This is a genomic window from Streptomyces beigongshangae (assembly GCF_019710745.1).
GTDB lineage: Bacteria > Actinomycetota > Actinomycetes > Streptomycetales > Streptomycetaceae > Streptomyces > Streptomyces beigongshangae.
On the sequence record NZ_JAHKJW010000014.1, the window covers coordinates 42,299 to 57,210 of the forward strand.

Sequence of the window (14,912 nt, forward strand, 5' to 3'; positions counted from 1 at the left end):
ACTATTCCGTTGCTTCGGGACGCTAACGAAATCTTGACCTTCCCATTACATCCGGCCCAACCGCGTCCGGGTCCCGCGGTGCGCGGGGGGTGTACGGCGGAGGTGTACGGGGGTGCAACCGAATTCCGATGTACGGGGCAGAGGGGCCCTGCGAGCATGACCCCCATGCCCTCGCTCAGAGCTCCCGAAGAGATACCCGTGTCCCGTCGTCCCGCACCGCCCACCTGGGTGGTGGTCGCCCTGGCCTGCGCGGGCCAGTTCCTCGTCGTCCTGGACGTGTCCGTCGTCAACGTGGCGTTGCCGTCGATGCGGTCCGACCTGGGGCTGAGCGCGCCAGGACTCCAGTGGGTCGTGAACGCGTACACCATCGCCTTCGCCGGGTTCATGCTGCTCGGCGGACGGGCCGGCGACCTGTACGGACGCAAGCGGATGTTCCTGGTCGGGCTGGCGCTCTTCACGCTCGCCTCCCTCGCGGGCGGACTCGCGCAGGAGGAGTGGCAGTTGCTGGCCGCGCGGGCCGTGCAGGGGCTCGGCGCGGCCGTGCTCGCCCCCTCCACGCTGACGATCCTGACGTCCGCCGTGCCGGAGGGGCCCGCACGCGCCCGTGCCATAGCGACCTGGACCGCGGTCGGCGGGGGCGGCGGCGCGGCGGGCGGGCTCGTCGGCGGCCTCCTGGTCGACGGGCTGAACTGGCGGTGGGTCCTGCTCATCAACGTGCCCGTCGGTGCCGTGGTGCTGGCCGGGGCGTTGTGCCGGCTCGCGGAGAGCCGGGTGGGCGGCGGGCGGCGGCTCGACCTGCCGGGTGCCGTACTGGTGACGTCGGGCCTCGCGGTCCTCGCGTACGGGATCGTGCAGACCGAGGCCGAGGGGTGGGGGTCGGCCGCGACCCTGGTCCCGCTGTCCGGCGGCGCCGTCCTGATCGGGCTCTTCCTGCTCGTGGAGGCGCGGACGAAGGCGCCGCTGATGCCGCTGGAGCTGTTCCGGCTGCGCTCCGTGTCCTCGGCGAACGTGGCGATGTTCCTGTGCGGCTCGGCGATGTTCTGCATGTGGTTCTTCATGACGCTGTACGCGCAGAACGTGCTCGGCTACACGCCCCTGGAGGCCGGGCTCGCGCTCGTGCCCAGCTCGCTGGCGGTGATCCTGGGGTCGAAGGCCGCGCCGAGGTTCCTGCCGGCCGTGGGGGCGCGCAACGTCGCGGTGATCGGGACGCTGGTGGCGGCGGCCGGGTTCGGCTGGCAGTCCACGATGGGCGCGGACGGGTCGTACCTCACCGCGATCATGTTCCCCGGCATCCTCATGATGCTCGGTGCGGGGCTCGCGGCGACACCGCTCGCCGCGCTCGCCACGTCGGAGGCGGACGCGCAGGACGCGGGGCTGGTGTCGGGGCTGATCAACACCTCGCGGACGATGGGGGGTTCGCTCGGACTGTCGGTGATGGCGACGATCGCGGCCGCGCGGACGGGGGCGGGGGGCGAGGAGTCGCCCGCGGCGCTCACGGAGGGGTACGCGCTGGTGTTCCGCACGGGGTGCGGGGTGCTGCTCGCGGGTGCGGCGCTGATGTGGGTGTGGCTGCCGCGGAAGGCCGCCGACCGCGGCTGAACGTGGCCTTCGCCGGGGGTGCTGCCGGCGGTCGTCGGCGGCCCGTCCGTATCTGACATGACGTCAGGAGACTTCCCATGTGTCCGGGGCTCGGCTATACAGGGGGTCGCCGGACTGGAACGCGTTCTAGAACGGGCGGGTTCCCCGGCCCAGACGACCCCGGTGCGGCCGACGGTGCGGACGGCCGCACCGGGGTCTTCCCGCCGGCAGTCAGGAGTCCCATGCCCATCGACGTCGCCCGGGCCCTCGCGGCCGGGCCCCGGTCCGCCGAGATCACCTGGGACCACAAGGACGTCCAGCTCTACCACCTCGGCCTCGGAGCCGGCGTACCGGCGACCGACCCCGGCGAACTGCGCTACACCCTGGAGTCCAGGCTGCACGTCCTGCCGAGCTTCGCGACCGTCGCCGGCGCCGGCTCCCCGGGCGTGATCAGCGGCCTCTCCCTGCCGGGCATCGACGTCGACCTGGCCCGTGTCCTGCACGGCGGCCAGAGCCTCACGCTGCACCGGCCGATCCCGGCAGCGGGCCGGGCGGTCGCCGCCGCACGCATCGCGGCCGTGTACGACAAGGTCGAGGCCGCCGTCCTCGTCGTACGCACCGAGGCCGCCGACGAGCGGGGCCCGCTGTGGACCAACGACGCCCAGATCTTCGTACGCGGCGAGGGCGGCTTCGGCGGCGACCGCGGCCCCTCCGCCCGCCCCGCCCCGCCGCAGGGCCCGCCGGACAGGACGGTCGAGCGCCCGGTCCGCGAGGACCAGGCGCTCCTGTACCGGCTCTCCGGCGACCGGAACCCGCTGCACGCCGACCCCGAGTTCGCCAAGCTCGCCGGCTTCGACCGGCCGATCCTGCACGGGCTGTGCACGTACGGGATGACGCTGAAGGCGGTCGTGGACACGGTGCTGGACGGCGACGTGGGCCGGGTCCGCTCCTGCGCCACGCGCTTCGCCGGGGTGGTGTACCCGGGCGAGACCCTGCGCGTCCGGATGTGGCGGGAGGACGGCCGGGTCCGGGTGACGGTGGGCGCGGCGGAGCGGGACGACGCACCGGTCCTCACCGACGCCGTCGTGGAGCACGCCTGAGTCGGCGGGTACGCGTGCTGTACCCACGGGTGCCGTACCCGCGAGTGTCGTACCTACGTAGTTACGTACCTGCGTAGCCACGCCACGTACCCACGTACCCACGTGTCGTACGCAGGTCTCCGAGGGGAGCCGCACCATGCGCGCAGCCGTACTGCACGAGATCGGCCAGGACAAGCTGGAGATATTCGACGACGTCGAGGCGACGGGCTTCGGCCCCGGCCGGGTACGGATCCGGGTACGGGCCACCGGCCTGTGCCACTCGGACCTCTCGGCGATGGCCGGGGTGCTGCCGCAGCCCGCGCCGTTCGTCCCCGGACACGAGGGCGCCGGCGAGGTCGTGGAGGTCGGCGAGGGCGTCACCGGCGTCGGGCCCGGCGACCGGGTCGTCATCTGCTGGCTGCCCGCGTGCGGAGCGTGCGCCGCCTGCAAGCGCGGCCAGACCCAACTGTGTCTCGCCGGGTTCATGAACGCCGGCACGCCCAACTTCAAGCGCCTGGGCGGAGGTTCCGCGGGCGCGGACGTGTTCGGCTTCGCGGGCACCGGGACCTTCACGGAGGAGGTCGTCGTGGACGCGGGCTGCGCCGTGCCGATCCCGGACGACGTGCCCTTCGACGTCGCCGCGCTCATCGGCTGCGGGGTCACCACGGGACTCGGCGCCGCCCTCAACACCGCCGACGTGGCGGCCGGTTCGTCGGTCGCCGTCATCGGCTGCGGAGGCGTCGGCATCTCCGCGATCCAGGGTGCCCGGCTGAAGGGCGCCGCGGAGATCGTCGCGGTCGACCCCGTCCTGCCGCGCCGCGAGGCCGCGCTGAGGTTCGGCGCCACCCGGGCCGTCGCACCCGAGGAACTCGCGGACGCCAAGCGGTCGCTGACCGCGGACGAGGGCTTCGACTACGTCTTCGAGGTCGTCGGCCGCTCCGCCACCGCCCGCACGGCGTACGAGAACACCCGCCGCGGCGGCACGCTGGTCGTCGTCGGCGCGGGCGCCGTGGACGACTTCCTCCAGCTCAGCATGTTCGAGCTGTTCTTCGACGAGAAGCGGATCCTGCCGTCCATGTACGGCGGAGGGGACGCCCTGCGGTCCTACGAGCGGGCCATCGCCCTGTGGCGCGCCGGGCGCATCGACCTGGAGGGCCTGATCACGCACCGGGTGCCGCTGGCGGACGTCAACGAGGCGCTCGACCAGATGCGTACGGGTGTGGCGCTGCGGACGTGCATCGAGATCTGAGGTTCCGACCCTGAGCCACACGGGCCACACGGGCCACACGGGCCACACGGGCCACACGGGCCACACGGGCCACACGGGCCACACGGGCCACACGGGCCACACGGGCCACAGTCGAGTCAGCAGGAAGGGGCACGATGTCGCTGCCACTTGAGGGGCGTACCGCGGTCGTCACGGGCGCGGGCCGCGGTCTCGGCCGGGCGGAGGCGCTGGAACTCGCCCGGCTCGGTGCCGCCGTCGTCGTCAACGACTTCGGGCAGCCCGGCCGGGACGGCTCCGGCGAGGCGTCGGCCGTACCCGCCGAGGAGGTCGTCGCCGAGATCCGGGCGGCGGGCGGCCGTGCGGTCGCGCACACCGGCGACGTGGCCGACCACGAACAGGCCCGCGAACTCGTCGAGTCGGCGGTCGCGGAGTTCGGACGGCTGGACATCCTGGTCAACAACGCGGGCATCCTGCGCGACCGGATGGTCTTCTCCATGACCGAGGACGAGTGGGACTCCGTGGTCCGGGTCCATCTGAAGGGCCACTTCAACACCACGCGCTTCGCGTCCGCGTACTGGCGGGCGCGGTCCAAGGCGGCGGACGCGCCGGTGTACGGGCGGATCGTGAACACCTCCTCGGAGGCGTTCCTCGCGGGCTCCGCGGGCCAGCCCAACTACGCCGCCGCGAAGGGCGGCATCGTCGGGCTGACCACCTCGACGGCGCTGGCGCTCGCGAAGTACGGCGTCACGGCGAACGTGATCTGCCCGCGTGCCAGGACCCGTATGACGGCGGACGTGTTCGCGGGGTTCCAGGGACCGCGTGGCCGGAGGGCGGGGGCGGCCGGGGGGCGGCTCGACCCGCTCGCCCCCGAGCATGTCGCCCCGCTGGTCGGTTACCTGGCGTCCCCGGCGGCCGGACGCGTCAACGGCCAGCTCCTCGTCGTGCACGGCGGGATGGTCGCGATCGTCGAGCGGCCGCGGGTGGCGGCGAAGTTCGACACGAAGCAGGAAGCCTTCACGTACGACGAACTGGACGCGCTGCTCACGCCCCACTACGTGGATCGGCCCGCGGGGGAGACGTTCGCGGCGACGGAGGTGCTGGGTCTCACGCACGGGTTCCCCGCTTAGGGGGAACCCGGGAACCAGCCTCGCCCGGTCAGGGAAACGGCCCCGCCCGAGGAGTACCGGGCGGGGCCGTGCCGTGTCGCGGGCCCGAGCTGTGGTCAGGCCGTCATGTCGCCCTGCTCGGCCGGCCTGCGGTGCCGCCCGCGGGGGATCGCCCCGTCCTCCTGGGCGGAGACGGGCCCCCGGTGCCGGCCGTGGCCACCGTCGTCGCCGACCTGCGCCGACGCCCCCCGCACTTCGGTGGCCGTCATCTCCATGGTGTTCGTGTCACTCATCTGCAATCCACCCCGTCACAAGATCCTTCGATACAGCGCCGGAGATTCTAACGGTCGGCCATGACCGTCCGGAGGGGTGGGCGGGGCTACTCGGCGGTCACTTCGAGGGGGGTGCGGGAGGGGCGCCTCCGGCACCCACCCGCAACGCACGAAAGCCCGCCGGAGCCCGGTCACTGACCTGCTCGACACGCAACGGCCGGGCGGGTTCGGGGGCGGTGGGGGAAGGAGGGTAAGGAGGGCGAGGGGGTGGCGGGCTTACGTCGGCCCGGCCCTCGACCGAACCCCCGCCCGGGTCTGGGGCCGTCGGCGGCAGGTTCCCCGACCCTCCGTCCTGGAAGGCGTTCCCGCCCGGAGGGGGACGCTTTTCCGTGCCTGACGAAGGGTTCTCCTCCGGGCCCGGGGAGGGACTCCCCTCCGTCCCCTCCCCGAGCCCTCGCCCTCGTCCCTGCCCCTGCTCCAGCCCTCGCCCCATCGTCGACTGCGCTGCCCGCCGCCCCGCGAAGGCGCTCGCGACCATCCGGCTCGTCAGCGGACTCCGGCGAGGCGGAACCAGGTGGGCCGGGGCCCGTTGGAGCGGGTCCGGACAGGGCGGGGCCTGCCGGAGCGGGGCCTGTTGGAGCGGCACGGGACCGGGCGACGCCGGGTCCTGAGGACCTGCCGCGGACGGCCTCCGCGACATGTCCCCCGACACCTCGACCGTACGATCCGGACCCCCGGGGTCCGCGTCCACCGCTCCCGCGTCCACCACCCCCGCACCCATTACCCCCGTGCCCGTCACCTCCGCGCTTCCCACCTCCGCACCCTTGACCTCCGTGTCCGTCCTCACGGGTGCCTCGACCAGTGCCATGCCGCACGGCACCGCCTCCGTCGCGTACGGCAGTCGAAGGACCCCGTCCCTGGTCCACCGGCCGGAACCGGTCAACCACCCCTCCGGGGCGCGAAGCTGATGGAGCCGGCGTTCCGCCGGACGCCACATCCCGAGCCAGCTGCCCGAGGCACCGTCGATCCGCAGAGCGACCGCGCAGCTCTCCGGCGTCAGCACCAGCCCCGGCTGGATCGCGAACGGAGTGACCGTGCAGCCGGCCGGCTGGAGGCACTCCGGGAACCGGACCGGAAGCGTGCTCCCCAGCACGCCCCAGCCGAGCCGCTCCCGCCCCGGTGAGGGCGCGTCCGAGCGGACCAGGAGCAGCCCGCTGTCGGCGTCGGCCAGCAGCAGCCGGTCGTCGCTGTCCTCGGCGATCTGCAGCAGCGGCGACACCTCGCCCCCGCGTTCCAGATCGACCACCACCGTCTTGGTCCTGCCCCGTGGCACCTTCCGGTCCAGTGCGAGCAGCCGGTCCCCGCCGCCCAGCCACACCCCGCCCGAGCAGCGGCCCGGCACCTCCGCGAGGTGCTCGGGCCCGAAGGCACCGCCCGCCACCAGCCACACGGCCGTCGAACCGGGTCCCACGGCGAGGGCGTACGCGCGCGTGCCGCCAGGAGCGGGCGGCAGCAGCCACAGCTCCGTTCCGGGATCGGGGCATTCGACCGCGCCGAGCGGTACCTCGCCCGTCCCGGGCCCCGTCGGATGTCCCGTCGGATACAGCAGCGAGAACATGTGCCGACCGTCGGCGAGCCGGTGGACGAGCACCCGCCCGTCCGCCATCGGCAGCACCTCCGTGCCGGGTTCTTCGGGCTGGCTGCCGGGCAGCGGCACGGCGTAGGGCTCGGGGCCGTCCAGCGTCCAGCGTTCCGGGAACCAGGACGCGCCGCCGCGGGCCAGCCGGGCCGCGTAGGACCCGTCGAAGCTGATCACGCACCCTGCCCGTGCGACGGACCCGCTCCCGTCCCCGCTTCCGACCCCGTTCCCCTCCCTCTCCCTGTCCCTTGTCTTCCTGTCCCTTGTCTTCCTGTCCCCGTTTCCGGACGCCGCCGCGGACTCGATCGCACAGGCCGCCATGGTTCGGTCACCTCCGGCGTCGAAAGTAGTTTTCGCACGCACAGACGTGGGACCCGCAGCTAGCCCCTTCACACATAAGAGTGGCCACTTCCCGGTTCGCCTGAGGGAACGGAGGCGGATGTGCTGAGCGGGACGGGGAAGGGCGAGGAGGGACGCCCGGCCAGGTGATCACCGGAGCGGCCGGTCGGACGGACCCCCGAGGCAGGTAGCCTTTTGTGCGTGCCCCGTCTGTCTGAAGCAATCGCCGCGCTCGACGCCCTCTGGCCCCCCGGGAGCGCGGAGGCATGGGACGCGGTCGGGACGGTCTGCGGAGACCCCGACCAGGAGGTCACCCGTGTCCTGTTCGCCGTCGACCCGGTCCAGGAGATCGTGGACGAGGCGGTGAAGCTGGGCGCGGACCTGCTGGTCACCCACCACCCGCTCTACCTGCGCGGTACGACGACGGTGGCGGCCTCGACCTTCAAGGGCCGCGTCGTGCACACGCTCATCAGGAACGACATCGCCCTGCACGTCGCCCACACGAACGCGGACCGCGCCGATCCGGGGGTGAGTGACGCCCTCGCGGGCGCGCTGGACCTGCGGGTCCTGCGGCCCCTCGTGCCGGATCCCGCCGACCCCGAGGGCCGTCGCGGCCTCGGCCGTGTCTGTGAACCGGACCACCCGCTGACCGTCCGCGAGTTCGCCGCCCGCGCCGCCGAGCGGCTGCCCGCCACCGCGCAGGGCATCCGCGTCGCGGGCGACCCCGAGGCGCTCGTGCGGACCGTCGCGGTCAGCGGCGGCTCCGGCGACAGCCTCTTCGCCGACGTACGCGCCGCCGGCGTGGACGCCTTCCTCACCGCGGACCTGCGCCACCACCCGGTGTCGGAAGCCCGCGCCCAGAGCCCCCTCGCGCTGCTCGACGCGGCGCACTGGGCCACCGAGTGGCCCTGGTGCGAGCTGGCCGCAGCCCAGCTCGACGAGATCTCCGACCGTCACGGCTGGGGCCTGCGGGTCCACGTCTCGAGGACGGTCACCGACCCGTGGAACTCCCACGCCCCTTCACCTGGAGCCCCCAACTGAACGCCGCGCCCGCCGACCAGATCCGACTCCTCGACGTCCAGTCCCTCGACGCCCGCCTCCAGCAGCTCGCGCACAAGCGGCGGTCGCTGCCGGAGCACGCCGAGATCGAGTCGCTGACCAAGGACCTCACGCAGCTGCGGGACCTGCTCGTCGCCGCGCAGACGGAGGAGAGCGACTGCTCCCGCGAGCAGACCAAGGCGGAGCAGGACGTCGACCAGGTGCGCCAGCGCGCCTCCCGCGACCAGCAGCGGCTGGACTCCGGGGCCGTCACGTCCCCCAAGGACCTGGAGAACCTCCAGCGCGAGATCACCTCGCTGGCCAAGCGGCAGGGCGACCTGGAGGACGTCGTCCTGGAGATCATGGAGCGCCGCGAGTCCGCGCAGGAGCGGGTCGCCGAGCTGACCGGCCGGGTCTCCTCCGTCCAGTCGAAGATCGACGACGCGACGTCCCGCCGGGACGCGGCGTTCGAGTCCTTCGACGGCGAGAGCGCGACGCTGGCCAAGGAGCGCGAGGTCGTCGCGGGCTCGGTGCCCGCCGACCTCCTGAAGCTCTACGAGAAGCTCCGCGAGCAGCAGGGCGGCGTCGGCGCGGCCCGCCTCTACCAGCGCCGCTGCGAGGGCTGCCGCCTGGAGCTCAACATCACCGAGATCAACGACGTGAAGGCGGCGGCCCCGGACGCGGTCCTGCGCTGCGAGAACTGCCGCCGCATCCTGATCCGCACGTCGGACTCGGGCCTGTAGTCCTCCGGGGCCCGGGCCGACCCGGGCCCCGGGCCCCGCAAAGGGCGCGGGGAACTGCGCGCCCGGCCACGACGGGCAGTCGGCCGACCTACGACCTCCACCCCCGGGCAGCCCACCACATGACCGAGCCACCCCCCGATCTGGGCACCCCCACCACCTTCGTCCTCCTCCGGCACGGCGAGACCCCCCTGACCCCGCAGAAGCGGTTCTCGGGAAGCGGCGGACACGACGGCCGCGACCCCAGCCTGTCGGACACCGGCCGCCACCAGGCCGAGCGCGTCGCCCACGCACTGGCCGCGCGCGGGAGCGTACAGGCCGTGGTCTCCTCCCCCCTGGCCCGCTGCCGTGAGACCGCCGGCATCGTGGCCGCCCGACTGGGACTGGCCGTGCGGACGGAGGACGGCCTCCGCGAGACGGACTTCGGCGCCTGGGAGGGCCTCACCTTCGCCGAGGTCCGCGAACGCCACCCGGCCGACATGAACGCCTGGCTGGCGTCACCCGACGCGCAGCCCACCGGCGGTGGCGAGAGCTTCGCCGCGGTCGCCCGCCGCGTGGCCGCGGCCCGCGACGGTCTGCTCGCGGCCCACCCGGCCCGGACCGTGCTCGTCGTCTCGCACGTCACGCCGATCAAGACCCTCGTACGGCTGGCCCTGGGCGCCCCGCCCGAGTCCCTGTTCCGCATGGAACTGTCGGCGGCGTCGCTGTCGGAGGTGGCGTACTACGGGGACGGGAACGCGAGCGTGCGGCTCCTGAACGACACGTCCGCGCTGCGCTGGGCTGCGCTAGCCGAGCTGGACTGAACTGCGCTGAGCTGTGTCGTCGGCCGCGGGCCGGTGAGGGCCGGTCGCGCAGTTCCCCGCGCCCCTTTTCAGGGGGCCAGCCCTGCCGCCTCGCGTGCAAGCTTCTCCACCCGCGCCCAGTCGTGTTCCCGGATCGCGTCCGCGGGCAGCATCCAACTCCCGCCCACGCAGAGCACGTTGGGCAGCGCCAGGTACTCCGGCGCGGCGGCGGGACCGATACCCCCCGTCGGGCAGAAACGGGCCTGCGGCAGCGGCCCGCCCAGCGACTTCAGGTACGCCGTGCCGCCGGCCGCCTCCGCCGGGAAGAACTTCATGTCGGTGACGCCCCGCTCCAGCAGCGCCACGACCTCCGACGTCGTCGACACCCCGGGCAGGAACGGCACCCCGGACCCCTTCATCGCGTCGAGCAGCGCGTCCGTCCATCCGGGACTGACGAGGAAACGCGCCCCGGCGGCCACGGAGTCCGCCACCTGGCCGGCCGAGATGACCGTGCCCGCCCCGACCACCGCTTCCGGCACCTCGTCCGCGATCGCCCGTATCGCGTCGAGCGCGGCCGGTGTCCGCAGGGTCACCTCGATCGCGGGCAGCCCGCCCGCGACGAGCGCCCGCGCCAGCGGAACGGCATCGGAGACGTCCTCGACGACGACCACGGGCACGACGGGCGCGAGTTCGAGCACGGAGGAGGGCAGCGGCGAGGAGGACGAGGACGGGACCATGCGCTCATCCTGCACGCACCACACACCCTGCGCAAAGGCCGTTGCGCACACTGCAACGTAATGAGCTGTCCGGCGCCGCAGGCGAACCACTCAGTGCACCTCGTCCACGAGCACGTCCAGCATCCACACCCTGCCCGCCCCGCCCGGCGCCGCCTCCACCGCGTACCCCAGGTCCCGCAGCGCCTCCACCAGTTCGGCCGGACCCGCAGGCGCGGCCCCGGACTCCAGGAGGCTGCGCACGATCCGCCCCTTGGTCGCCTTGTTGAAGTGGCTGACGACCTTCCGGGTCGGCGCGTGCAGCACCCGTACGCTCGCCGTCCGCCCCGCGACCTCCCCCTTCGGCCTCCACGCGGCCGCGTACGCCGAGGAGCGCAGGTCCAGTACGAGCCCGCTCCCCGCCGCCTCGGGCAGCACGGCGGCCATCGGGGCCCGCCAGTGCGAGCCCAGCGCCCCGAGGCCCGGCAACTTCACACCCATCGAGCAGCGGTACGAGGGAATCCGGTCCGTCACCCGGACCGCGCCCCAGAGCCCGGAGAAGACGAGCAGCGACCGCGCCGCCCGCCGCTTGCCCGCGGTGTCGAGCGAGGCCAGGTCCAGGGCGTCGTACAGCACACCCGTGTAGATCTCCCCGGCGGGCCGTGCCCCCGCGGTCCGCAGCTCCGTGTTCTTGGCGACCTCGCCGCGCAGCCCCTCGCTCAGGCCCAGCACCTCGCGCGCCTTCTCCTCGTCGGCCGCGCACAGCTCGACCAGCTCGTCCAGGACCGCCTGCCGCGCCCCGGCGAGCCCCGGCAGCGACAGCGACTCCGGCTTCAGCGGCACGCCCCGCCCGGAGGGAGCCTTTCCTTCGGACGGCGGCAGCAACACGAGCACGGCGGTTCTCCCTGGAGCTTTCGGTACGGGGCCCTCGGCACGTACGCACGAAGAGCACCCGCCAGCCTACGGGGCCGCCTCGTGCCACCCCTGCCACTCCGTGGGCCCGACGCCCGGTAGCATGGTCGGCACGGCAGACGAGCCGGGCGGACGGCCGCGTGGAGCCCCTTCGGGGTGCTTCCCGAGGAACGTCCGGGCTCCACAGGGCAGGGTGGTGGCTAACGGCCACCCGGGGTGACCCGCGGGACAGTGCCACAGAAAACAGACCGCCCGGGACCTCGGTCCCGGGTAAGGGTGAAACGGTGGTGTAAGAGACCACCAGTGCCCAGGGTGACCTGGGCAGCTAGGTAAACCCCACCCGGAGCAAGGTCAAAAGGAGCGCCGTAAAACGTGCTCTGCGCGGACGTTCGAGGGCTGCCCGCCCGAGTCCGCGGGTGGACCGCACGAGGCCGGCGGCAACGCCGGCCCTAGATGGATGGCCGTCTCCCCGGCCGCCGCGAGGCAGCCGGGCGACAGAACCCGGCGTACAGCCCGACTCGTCTGCCGCCATCCGCGGGTACCCACGGTCGCCGCCACCGGAGCGGATCGGGCCCGTCGCCCACCGCCGCGAACACCGCCTCGGTCCCCGGAACCGGCTGCATCCCCGGATGTCGGCCGATGACCGCCAGTGGCCCGCGCCGCCCCGGCCGGCCGGACGCCCCGTCCGGCCCCGGGATGTGACGGCAGTCCGCCGGGCGGATTCGGCTCCGGATGTTTGAATTCGCTTCCCGGTCACCCGGTGGCCCATTTCGCGGTTCTCTGCATACATAAGGCGCGAAAATCGAGCAGATCACCCAGCGTCCACGTTGCGCCACCGATCGATCAGAATGAGACACTCAATGATCAAGCGACGACAAAGAGTGATGGACATAAGGATTCACGTCTGGTCAAACGGCGCGCTTCGCACTTAAGGATCCCTTGCTGGGTCTGCCTCGGGTGGGTAAATTTTCAAGCAGGGAGAACCTGGAGGTCGACATCAATCGGGATCAGACCGAAACAGGCAGTACACAATTCACTCGCGACCCCGTGGAACACGCACTGCTGGAAGCGCGGAACCTCATTGATTCCGCCCTTCTGGAATTCCGTTCTCTTCCCGCGCCGCGTTTCGTTCAGTTGTCCGCCGACCGGCGGCAGGAGGCGACCGGCGCCACCCTGACGGACCTGGTGGCCCGGGCCCGGCGTACCGTGCTGATCTCGCTGTCCGGCCGGAGCGGGCAGCTGGCGGCCGTACGCACCGTGCTGGGCGACCTGGAGACCCGGACCAGGACCGGTCCGGGCCGGATCACCGTCCGCGTGCTCGGGTCCGCCTCGGCGCTGCGGGAGCTGTCGGCCGGCTCCGGGGCGGCCGAACTCGCGGAACTGCGGGTGACCGGCCGCCCGCTCGCCGAGTCCCTGGTGAGGGACGTCGCGGAGGCGCTGGTCCACGCGCCGGGCGACAGCACGGGCGGGCTGCTGGTCCGCGACCGGGCCGCGGTCCGCGTGCTGGCCTCGCTCTTCATGGGGGCCTGGGATGCCTCGCTGCCCTGGCGCGACCACCTCCTGCTGGACGCCTACCTCACCACCGACACCGCGCGCGAGGTGCTGGCCCGGCTGTACGCCGGCTCCACGGACGCGGTCGCGGCCCGTGAACTGGGCCTGTCCTTACGCACGTACCGTCGGCACGTCGCCAGAATCCTGGAGTCGCTGGGGGTCGGTTCGCGTTTTTCCGGTGGCACCCGAGCGGCCGAGATGCAGATGTTCGACGTGCTGTGAAAGGAATAAACGTGATGCCGACCACAAAAATCCTTGAGCAAGATCTGCTCGAGGTCCGAGGTCTGGTGGAATCATTGGCCGAACAACGGCGTAGCCAGACGACGAACGATTCGCTCGTCACCCAGCTTCCCTTAAACCGGGAAGCCCTGGGAGAGGCAGTCGAAAACATAATGTCCCAGGCTTCCGATTCCCTCCGCCTGATAATCGGCGAACATTCCGAGGTGACCACCGCCGTCGTCGCCGCCTTCGGCCGGGTCGCCCCGACGCTGCCCGCGGACGTCACCGTGCGGGCGCTCGTCCCACCGGTCACCCGGACCCGGTGCGCGGTCGACGCGCTGTTCCCGGACGGGGTCGAGGTGCGGCTCGCCGCACTCCCGGGACTCACCGCGGTCGTCGCCGACACGCGGTCGACACTGGTGTCGAACTCCCCGGGCGACCCGGCACTCATCCACAGCACGCCCGTGGCGACGAACCTGCGCGCGCTCTTCGACACCATCTGGCCGACCGCGACGGTACTGGACCCGCATCTGCGCTTCAGGGAACACGCCCTGGCCGAGGAGTTGAGCCGGGTCCTCGGCTGTCTCCAGGAAGGGCTCATCGACGACGTCGCGGCCCGCAAGCTCTCCATGTCCGTGCGCACCTACCGGCGCTACGTCGCCGACGTCATGGCGCTGCTGGGCACCAGCTCCCGGTTCCAGGCCGGCGCCCGGGCGATCGAGACGGGCCTGCTGCCACGGCGGTTGACGCGCGTAGCGGACAGACCCGTCCCCGCGGACATCGTCAGCCGCGTATCTCCAGCGTGCAGCACTTGACGCTGCCGCCGCCCTTGAGCAGCTCGGACAGGTCGATGCCGATGGGCTCGAAACCCCGCTCCCGGAGCTGATCGCTCAGCCGCTGGGCGGCCTCGGGCAGCACCACGTGCAGGCCGTCGCTGACGGCGTTGAGACCGAAGACCGCGGCTTCCCCGGGCCCGACCGGCACGGCGTCCGGGAACAGCCGGCGCAGCACCTCCCGGCTGCCCGGGGCGAACGCCTCGGGGTTGTACATGATCTCGTCGCCGTCCAGCACGGTCAGCGCGGTGTCGAGATGGTAGTAGCGCGGGTCGGTCAGCTCCAGTCCGATGACCGGGCGGCCGAAGAACTCCTGCGCCTCCTGATGGCCCTCGGCGGTGCTGCGGAAGCCGCGGCCGGCCAGTATCCAGCTGTCGGTGACGAGGAAGTCGCCCTCGCCCTCGTTGATGTGCTCCGGGTCGTGGGTCTCGGTGAAGCCGTGGGACCGGAACCACTCCAGATAGGCCGGGCCCTCGGCGGCTCGCTCCGCGTTGCGGAACCGGGCGCCGAGGACCTTGCCGTCCACCACGGTGGCGCCGTTGGCCGCGTAGACCATGTCGGGCAGCCCCGGCAGCGGGTCGATCAGGTCGACGGTGTGGCCGAGTTCGCGGTACAGGGCGTACAGCCGCTCCCACTGGGCGACGGCCAGCTCGGCGTCGACCGGTTTGGCGGGGTCCATCCAGGGGTTGATGGAGTACGACACCTCGAAGTGGACGGGTCGGCACATGAGGTAACGGCGGGGACGGAAGACGCGCTCGGAGGTGGTGGGCGCGGTGATGGGCGTCATGTCGCTCCAGATTCGGGGTGAACAGGACTGACCCGGGGTGCGCGGCACGGTGGTGCCGGGCACCCCGGCGAGAGGGGGAGGGAGCCGGGGCGCGGC

At 72.7% G+C, this 14,912-nt stretch carries 12 protein-coding genes, 1 other RNA gene and 2 pseudogenes; 10 read left to right on the top strand and 5 right to left on the bottom strand.

What is annotated here, in order from left to right; translation table 11 throughout:
* Positions 1-156 precede the first annotated feature (156 nt).
* The 4 genes from KM933_RS13350 to KM933_RS13365 all read left to right on the top strand — a co-directional run bounded on the left by KM933_RS13350 (position 157) and on the right by KM933_RS13365 (position 5,012).
* Complete coding sequence (locus KM933_RS13350; RefSeq protein ID WP_430727308.1) at positions 157-1,599, top strand: MFS transporter; 1,443 nt, start codon at positions 157-159, stop codon at positions 1,597-1,599.
* 221 nt (positions 1,600-1,820) lie between these two features.
* Positions 1,821-2,678 carry a MaoC/PaaZ C-terminal domain-containing protein gene (locus KM933_RS13355; protein WP_221351650.1) on the top strand — a complete coding sequence of 286 codons (858 nt, stop codon included), beginning with the start codon at positions 1,821-1,823 and terminating at the stop codon, positions 2,676-2,678.
* Positions 2,679-2,814: 136 nt separating this feature from the next.
* Positions 2,815-3,906 carry an alcohol dehydrogenase catalytic domain-containing protein gene (locus KM933_RS13360; RefSeq protein WP_221351653.1) on the top strand — a complete coding sequence of 364 codons (1,092 nt, stop codon included), beginning with the start codon at positions 2,815-2,817 and terminating at the stop codon, positions 3,904-3,906.
* 134 nt (positions 3,907-4,040) lie between these two features.
* Positions 4,041-5,012 (top strand): 3-oxoacyl-ACP reductase, encoded by a 972-nt coding sequence (locus KM933_RS13365; RefSeq protein ID WP_221351655.1) that lies wholly within the window; start codon positions 4,041-4,043, stop codon positions 5,010-5,012.
* 95 nt (positions 5,013-5,107) lie between these two features.
* Here the strand turns inward: KM933_RS13365 and KM933_RS13370 are convergent, their stop codons facing one another.
* Together KM933_RS13370 and KM933_RS13375 are read right to left on the bottom strand one after the other, a co-directional pair.
* The gene (locus tag KM933_RS13370) at positions 5,108-5,284 is read right to left on the bottom strand and encodes a hypothetical protein (protein ID WP_221351902.1); all 177 of its coding nucleotides are present in this window, start codon (positions 5,282-5,284) and stop codon (positions 5,108-5,110) included.
* A 601-nt stretch (positions 5,285-5,885) separates the two neighbouring features.
* Positions 5,886-7,223 (bottom strand): annotated as a pseudogene (locus KM933_RS13375) (hypothetical protein); the annotation flags it as partial.
* Positions 7,224-7,442: 219 nt separating this feature from the next.
* Between KM933_RS13375 and KM933_RS13380 the strand changes: the two are divergent.
* From KM933_RS13380 to KM933_RS13390, 3 genes and pseudogenes are all read left to right on the top strand, one after another.
* Positions 7,443-8,282 carry a Nif3-like dinuclear metal center hexameric protein gene (locus KM933_RS13380; protein ID WP_221351657.1) on the top strand — a complete coding sequence of 280 codons (840 nt, stop codon included), beginning with the start codon at positions 7,443-7,445 and terminating at the stop codon, positions 8,280-8,282.
* Positions 8,279-9,022, top strand: a complete 744-nt coding sequence (locus KM933_RS13385; RefSeq protein WP_221351880.1) for a zinc ribbon domain-containing protein — start codon at positions 8,279-8,281, stop codon at positions 9,020-9,022. Before KM933_RS13380 ends, KM933_RS13385 begins: the two co-directional genes overlap by 4 nt.
* Before the next feature lie 131 nt (positions 9,023-9,153).
* Positions 9,154-9,822, top strand: a pseudogene (locus tag KM933_RS13390) (histidine phosphatase family protein); the annotation flags it as partial.
* Between the two features lie 68 nt (positions 9,823-9,890).
* On the opposite strand, the gene eda reads toward KM933_RS13390, so the two are convergent.
* Together eda and yaaA are read right to left on the bottom strand one after the other, a co-directional pair.
* A complete protein-coding gene (eda, locus tag KM933_RS13395) occupies positions 9,891-10,538 on the bottom strand; it encodes a bifunctional 4-hydroxy-2-oxoglutarate aldolase/2-dehydro-3-deoxy-phosphogluconate aldolase (RefSeq protein ID WP_221351882.1) in 648 nt (215 codons plus the stop codon).
* A 90-nt stretch (positions 10,539-10,628) separates the two neighbouring features.
* Positions 10,629-11,408 (bottom strand): peroxide stress protein YaaA, encoded by a 780-nt coding sequence (gene yaaA, locus KM933_RS13400; protein ID WP_221351659.1) that lies wholly within the window; start codon positions 11,406-11,408, stop codon positions 10,629-10,631.
* Between the two features lie 138 nt (positions 11,409-11,546).
* Between yaaA and rnpB the strand changes: the two genes are divergently transcribed.
* From rnpB to KM933_RS13415, 3 genes are all read left to right on the top strand, one after another.
* Positions 11,547-11,951: RNase P RNA component class A (rnpB, locus tag KM933_RS13405), an RNA gene on the top strand.
* 609 nt (positions 11,952-12,560) lie between these two features.
* Positions 12,561-13,199 carry a helix-turn-helix transcriptional regulator gene (locus KM933_RS13410; protein ID WP_221351661.1) on the top strand — a complete coding sequence of 213 codons (639 nt, stop codon included), beginning with the start codon at positions 12,561-12,563 and terminating at the stop codon, positions 13,197-13,199.
* Positions 13,200-13,420: 221 nt separating this feature from the next.
* Positions 13,421-14,011, top strand: coding sequence for a helix-turn-helix domain-containing protein (locus tag KM933_RS13415; protein WP_221351663.1), 591 nt, complete (start codon positions 13,421-13,423; stop codon positions 14,009-14,011).
* On the opposite strand, the gene ddaH is transcribed toward KM933_RS13415, so the two are convergent.
* Positions 13,980-14,816 (bottom strand): dimethylargininase, encoded by an 837-nt coding sequence (ddaH, locus tag KM933_RS13420; protein ID WP_221351665.1) that lies wholly within the window; start codon positions 14,814-14,816, stop codon positions 13,980-13,982. The two genes, KM933_RS13415 and ddaH, sit on opposite strands and share 32 nt — an antisense overlap.
* Between the last annotated feature and the right edge of the window lie 96 nt (positions 14,817-14,912).

What these genes read in the sequence shown, in the direction of transcription:
- KM933_RS13350 (WP_430727308.1), top strand. Translation starts at nt 157, where the DNA reads ATGACCCCCATGCCCTCGCTCAGAGCTCCCGAAGAGATACCCGTGTCC.
- KM933_RS13355 (WP_221351650.1), top strand. Translation starts at nt 1,821, where the DNA reads ATGCCCATCGACGTCGCCCGGGCCCTCGCGGCCGGGCCCCGGTCCGCC.
- KM933_RS13360 (WP_221351653.1), top strand. Translation starts at nt 2,815, where the DNA reads ATGCGCGCAGCCGTACTGCACGAGATCGGCCAGGACAAGCTGGAGATA.
- KM933_RS13365 (WP_221351655.1), top strand. Translation starts at nt 4,041, where the DNA reads ATGTCGCTGCCACTTGAGGGGCGTACCGCGGTCGTCACGGGCGCGGGC.
- KM933_RS13370 (WP_221351902.1), bottom strand. Translation starts at nt 5,284, where the DNA reads ATGAGTGACACGAACACCATGGAGATGACGGCCACCGAAGTGCGGGGG.
- eda (WP_221351882.1), bottom strand. Translation starts at nt 10,538, where the DNA reads ATGGTCCCGTCCTCGTCCTCCTCGCCGCTGCCCTCCTCCGTGCTCGAA.
- ddaH (WP_221351665.1), bottom strand. Translation starts at nt 14,816, where the DNA reads ATGACGCCCATCACCGCGCCCACCACCTCCGAGCGCGTCTTCCGTCCC.